This is a genomic window from Amycolatopsis sp. NPDC049868 (genome assembly GCF_044461365.1).
Lineage (GTDB): Bacteria > Actinomycetota > Actinomycetes > Mycobacteriales > Pseudonocardiaceae > Amycolatopsis.
In genome coordinates this window covers 186881-204782 of sequence record NZ_JBITKV010000006.1, presented here as the reverse complement: position 1 = coordinate 204782, position 17902 = coordinate 186881, and the positions used below count along the sequence as shown (strand labels likewise).

Genomic DNA, 17902 nt, shown 5'->3' with positions numbered 1-17902 from the left:
TGGTCCTCGGGGTGAGTGGCCAAGCCGTGTCCGGACCTGTGACCCGGGACACGTCTTATTTCAGGGCTTGAGTTAAGCCGTGGCCCACCGTGCCGTCAAGACCTTGAACGCCATTTCGTCCGCCTCGGCACCGTATCGTTCACCAGGGGGTTCCACCCAGTGATCATCTTCTCCCCGTCAGCACAGCGAAGGCCTCGCCGCGATGGACGGCGAACAGTTCGAGCGCCTTCTCGGCGTCACGGGCGCGAAGCGCGGACGCCAGCCGACGATGCTCGGCCGGAATGCTCGCGAGGTAGCCGTCGGAGTTCACGCCGATCCGGGTCAGCAGGAACAGGTAGACCTGGGACCGGATCGCCTGCCATGCCTCGACGAGCCGCCGATGCCCGGACGCGGCATAGACCGCGTCGTGGAAGTCGATGTCGCAGCGGACCATCTCGTGCTCGTCGCGCGCCCGGTCCATCCGGTCGACGACCTCGTCGATCGCGGCCAGGTCCGCCTCCGGTGCGTTCGCGACCACGAGCCGGACGGCCAGCTGTTCCAGCGCCGAGCGCAGGCTGTCGAGTTCCGCGACGTCCACTTCGGACAGTGTCGTGACGATCGCGCCGCGATGCCATTCGCTGCGGACCAAGCCCTCGCGCTCCAGTTTAAGCAGTGCCTCGCGCACCGGACCGCGGCTGACGCCGAGCGCCGCCGAAAGCTCGACCTCGCGCAACTGCGCGCCGGGCGGATAGGCGCCGCCGAAGATGGCGTCCCTGACCCTGTCGGCGACCTCGTCCGCCAGTCCGCGACGACGCGCCGGCACCACCCTGCCGGGTTCGCTCATCCTCATCCTTCCGCCGGGACGCCCGATCGTAGCGACCACACACTTTGTCCTAATGTTAACATTGCGACAAGTGCTCGTCCCGCCGGAAAGGACCTCCTCGGTATGACCGTCCTCGACTCCCCCATCCCGCGCTTCCACCTCGCCATGCCCGTCGACGACCTCGCCGCCGCGCGCACTTTCTACGGCGAAGTCCTCGGCCTCGAACAGGGCCGCAGCTCCGACACCTGGATCGACTGGAACCTCCACGGCCACCAGTTCGTCACGCACCTCGCCCCGGAGCGGCCGCAGCGGATCCACAACCCCGTCGACGGTCACGACGTGCCCGTCCCCCACTTCGGCCTGATCCTCGCCGTTCCGGAATTCCAGAAGCTCGCGGACCGGCTGCGTGCCGCGGGCACCGCGTTCGTCATCGAGCCCTACGTCCGCTTCGAAGGCCAGACCGGTGAACAGTGGACGATGTTCCTGCTGGACCCGGCGGGCAACGCGCTGGAGTTCAAGGCCTTCGCCGACGACTCGCAGGTCTTCGCCGCCTGACCGATGGGCGCGCTAAGTACATGAAGGCCCCCTTCCTTGCGCCTAGCGCAGTGAAGGAGGCCTTCATGTACTTGGCGTCCGCCAAAAGCTCCGCATTGATAACCTCTACATTATCGATCGGTGCGGCGTTCCGCGTTGATCAACCTCTCGCCCCGGGAGAAGCTGGTCCTGTCAGCGAGCCTGCTGAACACGAAGAATCAAGGAGACGCCACCATGTTCGACCCCATCCTCCTCCGGGCCGCCGACGCCGAGATCGTCAGCGACGCGCCGGGCAGCGAGATCACGCTGCTGGCCGACTCGGACACCACCGACGGGGGCTTCACCGCGAACCGCGCGACACTGAAGGACGGCGTCTTCGGCACCCCGGCCCACTTCCACACCCGCGCGACCGAGTTCTTCTTCGTACTCGAAGGAAAGCTTCAGGTCCTCGTCGACGAAACGCTGCACACCCTGGAGAAGGGCGACTTCCTCGCCGTGCCGCCAAAGGTGCCGCACGCGTTCGGGCCCGCCGCCGGGTCGGACGCGGACGTCCTGGTCACCTTTACACCGGGCATGGCCCGCTTCGACTACTACCGGCTCCTCGACCGGGTCGCACGCGGCGAAGCGGACCCCTCGGAGATCGCCGCGTCCTCGAAGCAGTACGACAACCACTACGTCGACAGCCCGATCTGGCGCGCCGCGCGCGGCCAGTGAGCGTCAGTCGATGACGGCGGTCGCCTCGACCTCGACGAGATGTTCGGGCACATCGAGTGCCGCGACACCGATCAACGTTCCCGGCGGGACCGGGGCGCCGCCCAGCTTCGCGGCGGCCCGGTCCACGCCTTCAAGGAACAGTGTGAGCTTGTCCGGCGTCCAGTCGACGACGTAGACGGTCATCTTCGCGACGTCGTCGAAGGTGGCGCCGGCCGCGGCGAGCGCGGTGCCGATGTTCAGGTAGCACTGCTCGACCTGGGCGGCAAGATCACCTTCGCCGACAACAGCGCCGTCGGCGTCCCAGGAGACCTGCCCCGCGATGAAGACCAGCTTCGACCCGGTCGCGATCGACACCTGCCGGTAGGCGGGGATCTCCGGCAGTCCCGCGGGATTCACCAGGGTGATGCTCATCCGTACTCCTCGTCAGTGGTCACTTGTGGTTACCCAGGAACTGTAGGAGAGTGTGCGACGACCTGGAAGAACGCACTTTTTCGTGACTGGGGAACCTGATGGTGACCAAGCAGCTCAACGGTTCGGACGACGCCGATCTCCTGCGGGCGGACTCACTGGCGCGGGAGATCTTCTCCGATGTCGCCAACAAGTGGGCACTCCTGATCATCGAAACGGTCGGCGACCGCACGCGGCGGTTCACCGAGCTCCGCGACGACATCGAGGGCATCAGCCACAAGATGCTCACCCAGAACCTGCGCATGCTGGAGCGCAACGGCCTGATCGAGCGGACGGTGCATCCGACGGTGCCGCCGCGTGTCGACTACACCCTCACCGAGGCGGGCCACGGCCTGCGCGCGACGGTCGACGGGATGTGCGACTGGACCCACCGGTTCCTCGGCCACATCGAGAACTCACGCCGCCGGTTCGACGCGCCCGTCAACCGTTGACAGCCGCATCAGGGCAAACGCACGACGCGCAGAAAGCCGGGCAGCAGCCACGGTCGCGGGCCACTGACAACGATCTTGCCCGTCAGCGCGGAACGCACCTTGCCGACCCGGTGGAACAGCATCAGGTTCAGCGACGGCGGATCGAACGAGATCCGCGCGTCGACCCGGCCTCCGGGCTCCTCGACGGTCACTCGTCCCCGATGCAGCACCAGCACCACCGGGGACGTGTACGCCGACCGGAACGCCACCGCGATCCGTCGCTCTCGCGGCGGCTCGTCGGTGTCCAGGAGATGCCCGACGTCATGGCTCAGCACACCGACCAGGAAGAGATCGAAGAACAGCGCCGCGTCACCGGGCGGGATCGTCCACAGCAGTTTCAGTGCCCTGGCGATGTCCCAGCCGTGGATATGCAGTTCGTTGACCAGATGTGCGAGCACACCGGCGAGCGGCACTTTCGAGTCCCCGAGCCAGTCCAGCGGCATCGCCGGGTCGGCGTCCTCGGTCACGCGCAGTACTTCTTCGATGTCCGCGAGCAATCCCGCCACCAGCACGCCGAGGTCGCGTTCGGGGAAGTCCCGCAGCACCAAGCCGTTCAACACGGAAACCGTGTCCACAGTGGTCTTTTCGACCTGGCTCTGCCCGCGGGCGTCGAGCACCGGGGCGCTGTCCGGGCGCACCAGCGACGTGTACATCTTCGCGATCATCGCGACGTGGGCGACCGTTTCGGCCACCGTCCACTCCGCGGTGACCATCGCGGCTGGATCCGGGACGCGGCCCACCATTTCCGCGAATCGCGCGCCCGTCACCCGATAGGCTCGCCGCACCGAATGCCACCGATCCGCCGTGATAGCTCTGGTCACGAGCCGATTTTATCGTGCCACCGCGGGAAATCCGTTCCGCTCACGTGCGGTCCGAAGCCTCTCGAAAGGACAGTGACCGTACTCACTACGGAAATTCACGTGACAGGCACCGACCGGCACAGGCAGACTGAAGGACGAATTCACCCTCGCCTTCGCTGTCACCGTTGCCGTCGTCGAAGGCGGCCCACGCGGACCCGCGCCCTTCCAGGAGCCCTTCACTGATGACCGAGACCCTGCCCGAAACCACCCACGACCAGGAACGGGCACCGGCCAAAGCCGGGCTCCTGATCGGGGTCCTGGTCCTGTCCGCGTTCGTGATGATCCTCAACGAGACCATCCTGAGCGTCGCGCTGCGTGACCTGACCGTCGACCTGAAGGTCCCGACCACCACCGTCCAGTGGCTGACCAGCGGCTTCCTGCTGACCATGGCGGTCGTCATCCCGACCACCGGGTTCCTGCTCGAACGGTTCACCCCGCGCCAGGTCTTCCTCGCCTCGCTGACCCTGTTCAGCACCGGCACCCTGGTCAGCGCGCTCGCCCCGGGCTTCGCCCTCCTGCTGACCGGCCGGGTCATCCAGGCCTGCGGTACGGCGGTGATGCTGCCGCTGCTGATGACCACGGTGATGCGCCTGGTCCCGGTCGAGAAACGCGGCGCCACGATGGGCACGATCACCATCGTCATCGCGGTCGCCCCGGCGATCGGCCCGACCATCGGCGGTGCCGTGCTCTCCTCGCTCGGCTGGCGCTGGATGTTCTGGATCGTGCTGCCGCTCGCGGTCGCCGCCCTGGTGGTCGGCATGCTGCAGCTGAGGCTGGAGAGCGACACCCGCAAGGTTCCGCTGGACGTGCTGTCGGTGATCTTGTCCGCCGTCGGTTTCGGTGGCGTGCTGTACGGCCTGTCCGTGTCCGGCGAATCCGCGGGCGGGCATCAGCCGGTGCCGCCGTGGGTGCCGATCGTCGTCGGTGCCGTGGCACTCGCGGTGTTCACCTGGCGCCAGTTGCGCCTGCAGAAGGAAGATCGCGCGCTGCTGGACCTGCGCCCGTTCACCCATCGCAGTTTCATCGTCTCGCTGGTGCTGACCGCGCTGCTGTTCATGTGCCTGCTCGGCGCCGCGGCGATCCTGCTTCCGCTGTACCTGCAGACCGTCCTGCGCACCAGCACGTTCGTCAGCGGGCTCGCGGTGCTTCCCGGCGGCCTGGTCCTCGGGCTGCTCGGCCGTCCGGTCGGCGCGTTGTACGACCGCTTCGGTCCCCGGCCCCTGGTCATCCCCGGCGCGGCCGCGATGGCGGTCTCCCTGTGGCTGTTCGCGCTGCTCGGCCCGGAATCACCGCTGATCGCGGCCATCGCCATCCACGTCCTCCTGATGGGCGGGCTCGGCCTGATGATGACACCGTTGATGACCGAGTCGCTCGGGTCGCTGCCCGAGCACCTCTATTCACACGGCAGCGCGATCCTCGCCACGCTGCAGCAGCTCGCCGGCGCGCTCGGCACCGCCCTGTTCATCGCGGTGGCCACGGCGAGCACGACCACGGCCGGGGCGACCAGCCCCGACTCGGCGGGTATCCGCACCACGTTCATGGTCGCCGGTTGTATCGGGCTGGCCGCGTTCGTCGGTTCGCTGTTCGTCAAGAAGAGCGCCGGAGCCACCCCGGTGGCCGCTCACCACTGATCCACCGCTTCACCGCGCGCCCGCCGTGGCCTCCACCGGAGGTACGGCGGGCGCGCGTCGTCGGAGCACCTTCCGGCCGTAGACGATGGCAGGCTGTTCGACCCAGCGGCGCAGCGCACAGGCGAACACCAACGCGACACCCGTGGTCGCGGCGGCCTTGGCGAGTCCGCTGGGCAGCAGCCAGCCCGTGACCCCGGCGGCGCCGGTCTGGGCGAGGTAGAGCGCGTACGAACGATCTCCGACGAAGGTCATCGGCCTGCTCGAGAGCAGTCTCCGCACCGGGCCCGGCGAGACGACGGCCACGAGCAGTAGCGCCGAGCCCGCCGCGTAGACCGGGACGACGAACTGCCAATGACCGCCGAGCGCCTTCGCCAGCGGTCCGACGGAGAACTGCAGCACGACGAAGCCGCAGCCGATCACCGTGGCGACGGCCGGGCTGGTCAGCAGCCGGAGCACGGCGAACCCGCGCGGATGGTGGAGCGTCATCGCCAGGAGACAACCGACGACCAGCGAGCAGTAGTGCACCGAAAGGCTCGCCCAGGTGTGCGACGGCGCCAGCGGCAGCGCGAACAGCACCACACCGAGAACGGCCGAGGCGCCCAGCAGCAGCCGCAACGCGGTCTTCCCGCTTCGCGCGAACGACGTCAGCACCAGCAACGCCGGCCACACCAGGTAGAACTTCTCCTCCACCCCCAGCGACCACGAGGTCGGATAAGGCGTGTTGAAGTCGACGAGTTCGTTGCCGAAGACGAGGTAGTACGGCATGGCGTCGGCGAGCCTGCTGCTCTGATACGTGCCGCCGAGTGTCACCGCGACCGTGGTCAGCGCCAGTAGCAGGAAGTACACCGGCATGATCCGGAAGACCCGGCGCAGGTAGAACCCGCGCAGCGAGATCCGGCCGTCACGGTCTTCCTCGCGCAGGGCCAGTGTCGTGATGAGGAATCCGGACAGCACGAAGAACAACTGCACGGCGATCCAGCCCTGGAGGCGGTCCACGACGGGACCTCCGTAGTGGAAGAACACGACGGCCACGGCGGCGAGCGCGCGTACGCCGGTGAGGCCGGGGAACCACGACGAGGCCAGGTAGTCGGCGTGGCCGAGAGGCCGCCACCACGAACGTAGCGAAGGAGCGAACATGGCCCGAAGGTTCGGGCTCGGACGCTGAACCGAAGCTTAAGGAAGCTGAAGACGCCTTCAGCTTCGCGCTTCCGCCAACGGCAGGCGGACGACGAGGCGGGCGCCGCCGTCGTGATCGGCGACCTCGACGGTGCCGCCGTGCGCCTGCGCGATCTCGGCCACGATCGCCAGCCCGAGGCCCGCGCCACCTTCGTCACGTGCACGTCCGTCGTCCAGGCGCACGAAGCGGTCGAACACCCGCTCGCGGTCCGCGGCGGGAATGCCGGGACCGTCGTCGGTCACCGTCACCACCGCGAATTCGTCCACAATGGACGTGCGCACCTCGACGCCGGTACGGGCATGGCGTTGCGCGTTGTCCACCAGGTTCCGCAGCAGCCGTTCCAGCCTGCCGCGGTCGCCGAGGACCGTCGGATCCTCCTCGATCTCGGCGCGGACGCCCTGCCGCCCGGACAGACAGGATTCGACCACTTCGGACAGCCGCACCGGGGTGGACCGTTCCGGCTCGGCGTTGTCCAGCTTGCCGAGCAGGACGAGGTCGCCGACGAGGTCCTGCAGCCGGGTGATGTCGAGGAGCGCGTTGCGGCAGGCGTCGCGCCAGTCCAGCCGGTCCGGATGCGCGAGCAACACCTCCAACTGAGTCCGCAGGGACGCCAGCGGAGTGCGCAGTTCGTGGGACGCGTCCGAGGTGAACCGGCTCTGCCGGGTGACCGCGGTGTCCAGGCGCGCGAGCATCGTGTTCATCGTTTCGGCGAGCTTCGCGATCTCGTCGGCGCTGTCCGGGGCCGGGACCCGGCGGGAGAGGTCGTGCGCGCCGATCTCCGCCACCTCGGAACGGATCGCCTCGACCGGGCGCAGTGACCGGCGGACCGCGAACCACGCGATCGCCCCGATCAGCAGCGCGATCACCGGGACACCCACCAGCAGCGTCACCCGCACCGAATCGAGCGCGGCCTGTCCGGACTCGTCGACGACGGCGGCGCCGTAGATCCGGTACTTGCTGTCCCCGCTCGTATCGGCCGCGACGTGCACCCGGGTTTCGGTGGTCTCGACATCCCGGCCGAGCACTCCCCGGCAGCCGACCGACCCCGCCATCGCCTCGTCGACGGCACCCGCCTCGAGCACCGACACGGAGTCCCCGCGCTGGTAGTCGTCCGCTTGGACGAGCAGACCGTGCCGCAGACCGGGGCAGCCGATGACGCGCTTGCCCGACTGGTCGACCACCTCGTAGGCCGAGTCCCGGACGAGCAGGAGCAGGTCGGCCGGTGCGGCACCGTTGTTCAGCAACTGCACGATCGCCGCCGCGCGTGCCCTCGCCACCTGCACCGCCCCCGCACCCAGCCGGTTCTGTGCGTCGATCACCAGCCAGGCCGACACGACGCCGAGCGCGACCAACGACGTCACGAACGACGTCAGCGCGACCCGGAAGCGGGTCGACCTCCACGCCTTAGGCACCGGAGCCCACGACGTGGTAGCCGGCGCCGCGCACCGTCCGGATCGTCTCCGCGCCGAACGGCAGGTCGATCTTCCGCCGCAACGCGCTCACGTGGACCTCCACCAGGTTCACGGTCGCCGACGCCGCGAAATCCCAGAGGTTCTCCAGCAGCTCCGCCTTGGTGACCACCTCGCCCTGCCGTTTCATCAGATACGCCAGCAGGGCGAACTCCTTGGTGGTCAACGGGATCTCGGCGGTGCCGCGACGGCAGGTGTGACTCGCCTGGTCCAGTTCGAGGTCGCCGAGCCGCAGCGTGCCCGGCCGGATCGCTCCCCCGCGCCGGATCAGCGCCCGCAGCCGGGAGAGCAGGACGCCGTAGGAGAACGGCTTCGGGAGGAAGTCGTCGGCGCCGGTGTCCAGTGCCTCGATCTCGTCGTCCTCGCCGTCCTTCGCGGTCAGCATGAGAATCGGGGTGGTGTCGCCTCGTTCGCGCAATCTCCGGCAGACGCGGTACCCGTTCAACCCCGGCAGCATGATGTCGAGGATCATCGCGGCGTACGGATGTTCAGCGGCGTACCAAAGCGCGTCGCGGCCGTTGTGCGCGACGTCCACGGCATAGCCCTCGGCGCTCAATCCCGCCCGGAGCGACTCGGCCAGGCGTCGCTCGTCCTCCACGAGCAAGATCCTCATCCGCTCACGATCCCATACTGCCCGGCCACACTGGGCATGCGTCGCGAAAGCCACTTTCGCGACGTGTGATGTCCCGAAAGTGGCTTTCGCGACACGATCGCGGGCGGCCCCTCGCGGGGCTCAAGCCTCCGTATGCCCCAGCAGCGGCCGGGGCACGAACCTCGCCTCGGGTTCGAGCATCGTGTCCAGCTCCAGCACGACGAGATCGTTGCGCCCGGCCCGGACCACCGGCCGCGGCACGTACAGCGTCCTTTGCGGACCACGCCGCCAGTAGCGGCCGAGCAGGAATCCGTTGATCCAGACCAATCCCTTGCCCCAGTGCCCGGTGTCCAGGAAGAGGTCGGCGGGCTCGTCGAGCTCGAATCCGCCCCGCACGGCCACCGGCCCGGACAACGGCCCCGCCGGGCGCTCACCCGCGGAGACCTCGGGCAGGAGATCCGGCAGCGCGGGCACGTCGATGGGGATGACCTCCCAGCCCGTCAGGGGTGCGCCGTGCAGGCACGCACCGCCGATGATCCCCTTGGCCTCGCCGATCCGCTGCCCGTAGTTCACCCTCCCCTGGTCTTCCACCAGGATCAGGAGCTCGCCTCGGGCCCGGGGCAACCGGATCGCGCGATCGTGGTGCTCGCGCAGGAGGGTGCCGAGACGGTCGCCGTCGAAGAACACCGTCGCCCGGTCCCGCACCTCGCCGATGGTGAGTACACCCGGCTCCCCGGCGTCGACGGTCGTCCGCAGGAACGCCAGGCGCGGGGCCGGGGTCAGTTCGTCGAAGGTGGGCGGGTTCTCGTGCTCCTGCGCGGTCCCCCAGCGGCGTGGCGAGTCGAGCAGCCACGTGGGGTCGCCCAGCGGTGCGACCGCCGCCGGGGCAGGCCGTGCCTCGGGCGGGACGCTGTCGGGAACCTTGTGATAGCGCGCGATCACCTCGCGGAAGGCGTGGTATTTCGGCGTCGGGTCGCCCGCTTCGTCGAGCGGGGCGTCGTAGTCGTAGGAGGTGACCAGTGGCTGGTAGACGCCCTTGTCGTTGGCCCCGTTGGTGAGCCCGAAGTTGGTGCCGCCATGGAACATGTACAGGTTGACCGAAGCACCGGCCGCGAGCAGCGCGTCGAGATCCGCGGCCGAGTCCGCGACCGACGTGGTGTGGTGGTGCGCGCCCCAATGGTCGAACCAGCCGTTCCAGAACTCACTGCACATCAAGGGCCCCGTCGGCTGATGCTCCCGCAGGGTCTTCAGCCGCGCCGTGCTCTGCGAGCCGAACGACGCCGTCCGGTGAAGCACCCCGTCGAGACCACCGTTCGCCAGCATCTCGCCGGTCGGCTGGTCCACCGTGGTCAGCGGGACGGTGATCCCGGCGGCGCGGGTGTGGTCGGTCAGCGCGGCCAGGTACCGCTTGTCGGAACCGAAGGCGCCGTATTCGTTCTCCACCTGCACGAGCAGCACCGGCCCGCCCCGGTCGATCTGGTGCGGCGCCACCACTCGGTACACGTCGTCCAAATAGCCCCGGACGGCGGCGAGGTAGCGCGGTTCGAACTCACGGACACGGAGTTCGGTGTCCCGCAGCAGCCAGGTCGGCAGGCCGCCGTTGTCCCACTCCGCGCAGATGTACGGCCCCGGCCGGACGATCGCGTACATCCCGGCCTCGGCGATCAGCCGGAGGAACCGGTCGAGGTCGAGACCGCCGGAGACATCGAACTCTCCCTGCTCCGGCGAGTGCGCGTTCCAGGCGACATAGGTCTCGATGGTGTTGAGACCCATCCGGCGGGCCTTGTCGATGCGATCGGCCCAGAGGTCGGGATGCACCCGGAAGTAGTGCAGCGCCCCGGAAATGATCTGGAACGGTTTCCCGTCGAGCAGGAAGTCGGTCTCCCCGATGGCGAACTCAGGCATCCCGGACCTCCTCCGCGGTCAGCCGGAGCGCGGTCCAGGAAAGGGGTGGGAGCGTGACGGTGATGGTGGTTCCTTCCGGATCGTGCCCGGCGGTCGCGCCGGGCAACGGGACTGGCCGGACCGGCTCCGCGCCGGCGGAATTCGTGAGATGGCGGTCGTGCCCGTCCGGGACCGCGACGGTCCAGGTCTCCGCGAGCGCCAGCCGCGCGCCGCGGATCCGCAACCGCACGCCGGTCGCGGACGCGACGGCACGATTGGTCAGGAACACGGCACAGCGGCCGTCTTCGTCGATGGTCGCCGCCGCGTCGACGACGTCCACGCGGCCGAGAAGCCCGGTATGGACGGTGTCACCCGTGACGGTGAGCCGGAGGCTGTTCCCCGCGGCGAGCGCGGAGGTGAGACTGAACGGGTGGAACGTCGACTGCCGCCACGCCCGGCCACCGGGTTCGGTCCGGATCGGCGCGATGACGTTCACCAGCTGCGCCTGGTTGGCCATCGTGACGCGGTCGACGTTGCGCAGCAGGGAGCCGAGCAGGGAGCCGACGACGACCGCGTCGGTGACGGTGTAGTCGTCCTCGATGATCCTGGGATGTTCACGCCAGCCAGCGTCGATCAGTTCGTGCTGCTCGATTTCGTTCCAGTGTCGCTGGTCCCAGACGTTCCACTCGTCGACGCTGATGCCGATCTTCTTGTCCGACCCGGCCGTCGCCAGGACGTCGTCGATGATCCCGCCGGCGGTCCGGATGTAGCCGTCCAGGGCGGCGGCGCTGGCGAGGTAACTCGCGACGTCGCCATCGTGTTCCTGGTAATAGGCGTGCAGTGAGAGGTGGTCGACGAGCCCGGCGGTGTGCTCCAGGACGGTGCGCTCCCATTCGCCGAACGTCGGCATCTCACTGTTCGAACTCCCCGCGACCACGAGTTCGACGCCGGGGTCGATCATCCGCATGAGACGCGCGGTCTCGGCGGCCAGGCGGCCGTATTCCTCCGCGGTCTTGTGGCCGACCTGCCACGGTCCGTCCATCTCGTTGCCGAGGCACCACAGGCGGAAGCCGAACGGGCGGTCGGCGCCGTTCGCGCGCCGCCGCTCGCTCAGTTCCGTTCCGCCGGGGTGGTTGCAGTATTCGAGGATGTCGGCGGCCTCCTGGACACCTCGGGTGCCGAGGTTGACCGCGTACATCACCTCGACTTCCGCGGCCTCCGCCCACGCCGCGAACTCGTGCAGCCCGAAGCGGTTCGACTCGATGCTGTGCCACGCGGGATCCAGCCGGACGGGGCGGCTTTCCACCGGCCCGACGCCGTCCTCCCAGCGGTACGCGGAAACGAAGTTCCCGCCGGGATAGCGGACGACGGACGGACCCAGCTCGCGGACCAGCCCGAGGACGTCGCCACGGAAGCCCTGACCGTCCGAAGTGGAGTGTCCCGGTTCGAAGATCCCGGTGTGGACGGACCGGCCCATATGCTCGACGAACGAGCCGAACAGCCGCCGCGGCACCGGTCCGATCACGTCGGAGACGTCGGTTTCGATCTCGATACCCACGCCTCACCCCGCGCTGACGGTGAAGCCCTGCTGGTTGCCGTAGTCCACGATCGCCTGTTGCCAGGCGTTCAGTCCGGCGTCGAGCGAGGTGCCGCCGAGGTAGGCCTTCCCGACGGTGTCGCTGAAGACGCTGTTGGCGTAGGTCTGATACGGCAGGTAGGTCCAGCCCTTCGCGACGTTCTTCGAGGCGTCGTTGAGCACCTGGTTGATCTTCTGGCCGCCGAAGTAGGGATCGGCCTGGTCGAGGAAGGCGGGCGAGTTCAGGTCGGCCGTCGTCGCCGGGAAACCACCGCTGGCGATGAACGGCTTGACCCCGTTGCCGTGGTTGAGCCAGCGGACGAACGCCGCCGCCAGCGCCGGGTTGCCGCTCTGCTTCAGCACCGACTGCGTACTGCCGCCGTTCTCCGCGGTGACCGGCTGCCCGTCGTAGGTCGGCATCGGCGCCACCGCCCATTTGCCCGCGCCCCCGGGGACCGAGGATTTGAAGTTGCCCGGCATCCAGGCACCGGTGACCAGCGAGGCGATGGTGCCGTCACCGAGCGCGCGGAACCACTCGTCGGACCACTCCTTGATCGGGGCGAGGAGCTTGCCTTCGACCAGCCGGTTCCAGGTGGCCGTCCACTTCTTGGTCCCCGCGTCGGCCAGGTCGACCTTGACGTTCCGCCCGTCGGAGGTGAACGGTTTCCCGCCCGCCTGCCAGATCATGCTGGTGGCGAAGCCGGGGTCACCGGTGTCGGAGGTGAGGAACTTGCCGGGGTCGGCCGCGTGCAGCTTCTTGGCCGCGGCGACGTATTCGTCCCAGGTCTTCGGCACGGCGATGCCGTAGGCGTCGAAGACTTCTTTGTTGTAGAACAGCGCCATCGGGCCGGAGTCCTGCGGGAGGCCGTATAGGCCGTTATTCACCCGGACACTGGACCAGGTCGAGGGCGCGTAGTCCTTTTCGAAGGCGCCGAAGCCGTACTGATCGAGATTGGCCAGCGACTCGGTCAGCGCGAACTGCGGCAGGGCGTAGTACTCGATCTGCGCGACGTCCGGCGCCCCGGAGCCTGCCTTGATGGCGTTCTGCAGCTTGGTGTACTGCTCCTTGTTGGTGCCGGCGTTGACGTAGTTGACCTTGACGTTCGGGAACTCCTTCTCGAACGCGGCGACCTGGTCCTTCGCGGACGGCGTCCAGCTCCAGTAGGTGATCGTGCCGCCCGCTTTGAGCGCGGCGTCGACCGAGTCCTGTGACCCGGCGGCCGGGCCGTCCGCGCCGGACGAACAGCCGACGGCCAGTGCCGCCGCCAGTGCGACGGCGACGGCGGCCTTGACGCGTCTGTGGATTCGCGACATCGAATGTCCTTTCGGGACGGTGTTCATTGCTTGACGCTGCCCGCGCTCAGGCCGGACTGCCAGTAGCGCTGCATGAGCAGGAAGGCGATGACGAGCGGGACGATGGTGAGCAGCGAGCCGGTCAGCACCAGGTGGTAGACCGGCTGGGCACCGGCCCCGGAGGCCTGCGCGCTCCACTGGTTGAGCCCGACGGTGAGCGGATACCACTTCGGCTCGCTGAGCATGATCAGCGGCAGGAAGTAGTTGTTCCAAGTGGACACCACGGTGAACAAGGCCACCGTGACGATCCCAGGCGCCAGCTGGCGCAGCGTCACGGTGAGGAAGATCCGGATCTCTCCCGCGCCGTCGATCCGTGCCGCCTCGAGCAGCTCGTCAGGGATCGCGTCGGAGGCGTACACCCAGATCAGGTACAGGCCGAACGGGCTGATGAGCGACGGGATGATGATCGCCAGCGGGGTGTTGGTGAGGCCGAGTTCGCTGAACATCAGGAAGGTCGGCACCGCGAGCGCCGTGCCGGGGACCGCGACCGCGCCGAGCACGACCGCGAACACCGCACGACGGCCGGGAAAGCGGTACTTCGCCAGGCCGTATCCCGCCGCGGTGGCGAGAACGGTCGCTCCCCCGGCGCCCGCCACGACGTAGAGCAGCGTGTTCCCCAGCCACCGCAGGAAGATCCCGTTGTCGTAGGTGAAGGTCTCGCCGATGTTGTCGAACAACGCGAACGGCCCGCCGAACGCCAGGCCCGACGTGGTGAACAGGGCGGGCTGCGTCTTGCTCGCGTTGATCACCAGCCATACCAGCGGCACGAGCGTGTAGATCAGGTACAGCGCCATGACGGCGGTGAGGACTCGCGACTTCCGTGGCCGCGTCACCGAGAACGTCGCCATCACATCCCCTTCCGGGAGCCGCGCAGCTGCACGGCGTAGGCGATGATCGCGGTGATGACGCCCATCACGATGGCCACGGTGGCGGAGTAGTTGTACTGCTGCGCGCCGAAGGAAAGGTTGTAGGCGTACATGTTCGGCGTGTAGAAGGTGCCGATCACGTTGGGCGCCAACGTGCGCATGATGTTCGGCTCGTTGAACAGCTGGAAGCTGCCGATGATCGAGAAGATCGTGGCGATGACGATCGCCCCGCGTAACGCGGGCAGCTTCACGTTCAGGATGGTGCGGACGGCCCCGGCGCCGTCGATCGCCGCGGCCTCGAGCTGCTCCTTGGGGATCACCTTCAGCGCGGAATAGAAGATGAGCATGTTGTACCCGGCGAACTCCCAGGTGACGACGTTGCCGATGGAAGCGAGCATCCAGTTGTCCGACAACGGTTTCACCACGTCGCGGCCGAGCAGGTGGTTCAGGTCGGCGGCCAGTCCGAAGTGGTCGCCGTAGAGGAATCCCCACATCAGCGCGGCGACCACGGCGGGAACGGCGTAGGGCAGGAAGATCACGATCCGGAAGAGACCGGCGGCGTGCAGCCGGGCGCTGTCGATCGCCAGCGCCGCGATCAGCGCGAGCACCAGCATGACCGGCACCTGCACGGCGAGGAACACCAGCACCCGCTGGAAGGAGTCCCAGAACTTCGGGTCGGCGAGCACCTGCGCGTAGTTGTCCACCCCGACGAACATGGTGCCCCCGAAGAAAGCCTGTTCACGGAACAGGCTCAGGACGAACGCGTAGCCGATCGGAGCCAGGAATGTCAGCGCGAACACCAGCATGAACGGGGCGACGAAAAGCCAGCCTCGCCAGTCGCGGCGGGCGCGGCGCGCGGTGGCCGCACGGCGGGGTGGCGCCGGCGTGGGCGCGACCGCTGTGGACGTCATCGTCCCTCCGGATTCTCCGAGCGAAGGCGCGGCTCGCGAGATGTTTACGTCAACATCAGACCGGCGGAGGCTATCGTGTTGACGTGAACATGTCCAGGAGCGGCCGCGGGCCGTCGATGGCCGACGTCGCCAGGGAAGCCGGCGTGTCCGGCCAGACCGTCTCGCGGGTCGCGAACGGCAGGTCGAACGTCGACGAGGCGACGCGCGAACGCGTGCTCGCCGCGATGCGCCGGGTGGGCTACCGGCCCAACAGCGCCGCCCGCGCGCTGCGCAACGGCCGCTTCCGCAGTATCGGCGTGATCATCTCCGCGCTCTCGACGTTCGGCAACAGCCGTACCCTCGACGCCGTCGCGTCCGCGGCCTCCCGCGAAGGGTTCTCGATCGTCCTCATGCCGGTGACCAGGCCGTCCCAAGGCGAGGTGTCGGGGGCCTTCAGCAGGCTGGACGAACAGGCCGTCGACGGCGTCATCATCCTGATCGAGCAACACGAACTGGACCAGAGCGAAATCGAACTACCCCACGGGCTCCCGGTCGTCGTCATCGACGCGGGCGGGCGACGCGACCATCCGGTGGTCGACTTCGACCAGGCCTCCGGCGCCACCGCCGCGACCAGGCATCTCCTCGACCTGGGCCACGAGACCGTCTGGCACGTGGCCGGACCGCCCGAGTCCTACGCGGCCGAACGCCGCCGGAGATCGTGGCAGGAGACGCTCGAAGACGCGGGACGGAAGGTACCGCCACCGCTCACCGGCGACTGGTCGTCGCGATCCGGGTACGAACACGGCGTCCGGCTGGCGGGCGATCCCGCGGTCACCGCCGTCTTCGCCGCCAACGACCAGATGGCGCTCGGACTGCTGCGAGCGCTCCACGAGAAGGGCCGGTCCGTTCCGGGCGATGTGAGCGTCGTCGGCTTCGACGACATGGACGAGGCCGCCCACTTCTGGCCGCCGCTCACCACGGTCCGGCAGTCGTTCGGCGAGGTCGGGAAGCGCGCCGTCGCGGCGCTTCTGGCCGGGATGTCCGAAGAGGTGGCGGCGGAGGCGATCAGCGTCCCGACCGAACTCGTCGTCCGCTCCAGCACCGCGCCACCGGCTCACGGACGGAGCTGAAGTCCCCGTCAGCTCCCGGATACACCGGCCGCTTTCTGCGCCGCACCGGTGATGTTGCGGACCATGCCGCCGAAGACCACACCGTGGAACGGCGCGATCCCCTTCCAGTACGCGTGCCCGGCGAGCCCGTGCGGCTCGAACACCGCGCGCTGCCGGTAGATCGTCCCACCGTCCTCATCGGACTCGACGCCGAGTTCGAGCCAGGCGCGTCCCGGCAGCTTCATCTCCGCCCGCAACCGCAGCAGCCTCGGCCGGTCGAGGTATTCGACGCGCCACCAGTCCAGCGCCTCGCCGAGATGCAGCCGTCGCGGATCCCGCCTGCCGCGCCGCAACCCGACACCGCCGACGAGCCGGTCGGCCCAGCCGCGGACCGACCAGGCCAGCGGGAACGAGTACCACCCGTGTTCCCCTCCGATGGACTCGATGACGTCCCACAGCGCCTCCGGCGAGGCGTCCGTCCGCTGCTCGCGTTCGTCCTCGTACACGGTCCCGCCTGCCCAGTCCGGATCGCTCGGCAGCGGATCCGAGGGCGCCGCGTCGCCCGACGCGTCCGACCAGCGGGTCGGCACGTCGGCGTTGCGGATCCGGGACAGCGCCAGTTCGACGGCGCGCTCATAGTGGGTCAGCCCCGCCTCCGGGTCGGGGATGTGCTCGGCGATCGCGTGGTCGTGACAGACGACTTCGTGCACCAGCGATTCGATCAGCGGCACCGCGATCGCTTTCGGTACGGGCGTGACCAGGTTGACCCACTGCGCGGACAGCCACGGAGTCAGCACCGGTACCGGTACGACGGCACGCCTCGGCAAGCCCGCCACGACGGCGTACCGGCGCATCATGTCCAAATACGTCAGTACGTCGGGCCCGCCGATGTCGAAGGCACCGTTCACTTCGGACGGCAGTTCCGCGGCGTGCACGAGGTAGTGCAGCACGTCCCGGATCGCGATCGGCTGGATGCGGTTGCGCACCCAGCGCGGCGTGACCATCGCCGGGAGCCGCTCCGTCAGGTAACGCAGCATCTCGAAACTCGCCGAGCCGGAGCCGATGATCACCGCGGCCTGCAGGACGATCGCGGGCACCCCGGACTCCAGCAGGACCCGGCCCACTTCGGCGCGCGAGGCCAGGTGCGGCGACAATTCCTCGTCGTCCGGCACGATGCCGCCCAGGTACACCAGCCGCCGCGCGCCCGCCGCCTTCGCCGCCTCGGCGACCGTCTTCGCCCCCTCCCGGTCGACGTCGACGAAGTCCCTGCGCGACAACGAATGCACGAGGTAGTAGACGATCTCGCAGCCGGTCAGCGCCGTCGCGATCGAGGACGGATCGGTGACGTCTCCACGTTCGACCTCGACACGGTCACGCCACGGCTCCTCGGCGACCTTCTCCGGAGAACGGGCCACCACGCGGACCTCATGACCCGCTTCGAGCAGTCGCGGCACCAGCCGCCCGCCGACGTAACCCGTCGCCCCGAGCACCACACATCGCATACTCC

The 17902-nt window shown here is 68.6% G+C and carries 17 protein-coding genes; 5 read left to right on the top strand and 12 right to left on the bottom strand.

All coding sequences use genetic code 11. The annotated features are described in order from the left end of the window. Positions 1-163: 163 nt before the first annotated feature. Positions 164-823, bottom strand: coding sequence for a GntR family transcriptional regulator (locus tag ACIBTM_RS25350; protein ID WP_395879599.1), 660 nt, complete (start codon positions 821-823; stop codon positions 164-166). Between the two features lie 102 nt (positions 824-925). Between ACIBTM_RS25350 and ACIBTM_RS25345 the strand changes: the two genes are divergently transcribed. Together ACIBTM_RS25345 and ACIBTM_RS25340 are read left to right on the top strand one after the other, a co-directional pair. Next, positions 926-1357: a VOC family protein gene (locus tag ACIBTM_RS25345; RefSeq protein WP_395879598.1), complete on the top strand. Its 432-nt coding sequence runs from the start codon at positions 926-928 to the stop codon at positions 1355-1357. Between the two features lie 213 nt (positions 1358-1570). Then, on the top strand, positions 1571-2050 hold the full coding sequence (locus ACIBTM_RS25340) for a cupin domain-containing protein (RefSeq protein ID WP_395879597.1): 480 nt from the start codon (positions 1571-1573) through the stop codon (positions 2048-2050). 3 nt (positions 2051-2053) lie between these two features. Here ACIBTM_RS25340 and ACIBTM_RS25335 read toward each other — a convergent pair whose 3' ends face one another. Then, positions 2054-2461 carry a RidA family protein gene (locus tag ACIBTM_RS25335; RefSeq protein ID WP_395879596.1) on the bottom strand — a complete coding sequence of 136 codons (408 nt, stop codon included), beginning with the start codon at positions 2459-2461 and terminating at the stop codon, positions 2054-2056. A gap of 98 nt (positions 2462-2559) precedes the next feature. Here ACIBTM_RS25335 and ACIBTM_RS25330 point away from each other — a divergent pair, with 98 nt between their 5' ends. After that, complete coding sequence (locus ACIBTM_RS25330) at positions 2560-2949, top strand: winged helix-turn-helix transcriptional regulator (protein ID WP_395879595.1); 390 nt, start codon at positions 2560-2562, stop codon at positions 2947-2949. A gap of 8 nt (positions 2950-2957) precedes the next feature. Here ACIBTM_RS25330 and ACIBTM_RS25325 read toward each other — a convergent pair whose 3' ends face one another. Then, a complete protein-coding gene (locus ACIBTM_RS25325; RefSeq protein ID WP_395879938.1) occupies positions 2958-3731 on the bottom strand; it encodes a maleylpyruvate isomerase N-terminal domain-containing protein in 774 nt (257 codons plus the stop codon). A gap of 299 nt (positions 3732-4030) precedes the next feature. On the opposite strand from ACIBTM_RS25325, the gene ACIBTM_RS25320 reads away from it, so the two are divergent. Then, positions 4031-5479 carry a DHA2 family efflux MFS transporter permease subunit gene (locus tag ACIBTM_RS25320; protein WP_395879594.1) on the top strand — a complete coding sequence of 483 codons (1449 nt, stop codon included), beginning with the start codon at positions 4031-4033 and terminating at the stop codon, positions 5477-5479. Between the two features lie 9 nt (positions 5480-5488). Here the strand turns inward: ACIBTM_RS25320 and ACIBTM_RS25315 are convergent, their stop codons facing one another. From ACIBTM_RS25315 to ACIBTM_RS25280, 8 genes are all read right to left on the bottom strand, one after another. Beyond that, entirely contained in the window at positions 5489-6616 is a 1128-nt protein-coding gene (locus ACIBTM_RS25315; protein WP_395879593.1) for an acyltransferase family protein, read from the bottom strand. Between the two features lie 57 nt (positions 6617-6673). Beyond that, positions 6674-8068, bottom strand: coding sequence for a sensor histidine kinase (locus tag ACIBTM_RS25310; protein WP_395879592.1), 1395 nt, complete (start codon positions 8066-8068; stop codon positions 6674-6676). Next, positions 8061-8738, bottom strand: a complete 678-nt coding sequence (locus ACIBTM_RS25305) for a response regulator transcription factor (protein ID WP_395879591.1) — start codon at positions 8736-8738, stop codon at positions 8061-8063. The genes ACIBTM_RS25310 and ACIBTM_RS25305 overlap by 8 nt, the downstream gene beginning before the upstream one ends. A 120-nt stretch (positions 8739-8858) precedes the next feature. Continuing rightward, a complete protein-coding gene (locus ACIBTM_RS25300) occupies positions 8859-10622 on the bottom strand; it encodes a beta-galactosidase family protein (RefSeq protein ID WP_395879590.1) in 1764 nt (587 codons plus the stop codon). Continuing rightward, positions 10615-12159: an alpha-N-arabinofuranosidase gene (locus ACIBTM_RS25295; protein WP_395879589.1), complete on the bottom strand. Its 1545-nt coding sequence runs from the start codon at positions 12157-12159 to the stop codon at positions 10615-10617. Before ACIBTM_RS25295 ends, ACIBTM_RS25300 begins: the two co-directional genes overlap by 8 nt. A 3-nt stretch (positions 12160-12162) precedes the next feature. Next, a complete protein-coding gene (locus ACIBTM_RS25290) occupies positions 12163-13491 on the bottom strand; it encodes an ABC transporter substrate-binding protein (RefSeq protein WP_395879588.1) in 1329 nt (442 codons plus the stop codon). A gap of 23 nt (positions 13492-13514) precedes the next feature. Then, positions 13515-14378, bottom strand: a complete 864-nt coding sequence (locus ACIBTM_RS25285; RefSeq protein WP_395879587.1) for a carbohydrate ABC transporter permease — start codon at positions 14376-14378, stop codon at positions 13515-13517. Then, entirely contained in the window at positions 14378-15307 is a 930-nt protein-coding gene (locus ACIBTM_RS25280) for a carbohydrate ABC transporter permease (protein ID WP_395879586.1), read from the bottom strand. The genes ACIBTM_RS25285 and ACIBTM_RS25280 overlap by 1 nt, the downstream gene beginning before the upstream one ends. Before the next feature lie 89 nt (positions 15308-15396). Here ACIBTM_RS25280 and ACIBTM_RS25275 point away from each other — a divergent pair, with 89 nt between their 5' ends. After that, positions 15397-16416, top strand: coding sequence for a LacI family DNA-binding transcriptional regulator (locus ACIBTM_RS25275; RefSeq protein ID WP_395879937.1), 1020 nt, complete (start codon positions 15397-15399; stop codon positions 16414-16416). An 8-nt stretch (positions 16417-16424) separates the two neighbouring features. Here ACIBTM_RS25275 and ACIBTM_RS25270 read toward each other — a convergent pair whose 3' ends face one another. Continuing rightward, a complete protein-coding gene (locus tag ACIBTM_RS25270) occupies positions 16425-17897 on the bottom strand; it encodes an SDR family oxidoreductase (RefSeq protein ID WP_395879585.1) in 1473 nt (490 codons plus the stop codon). Between the last annotated feature and the right edge of the window lie 5 nt (positions 17898-17902).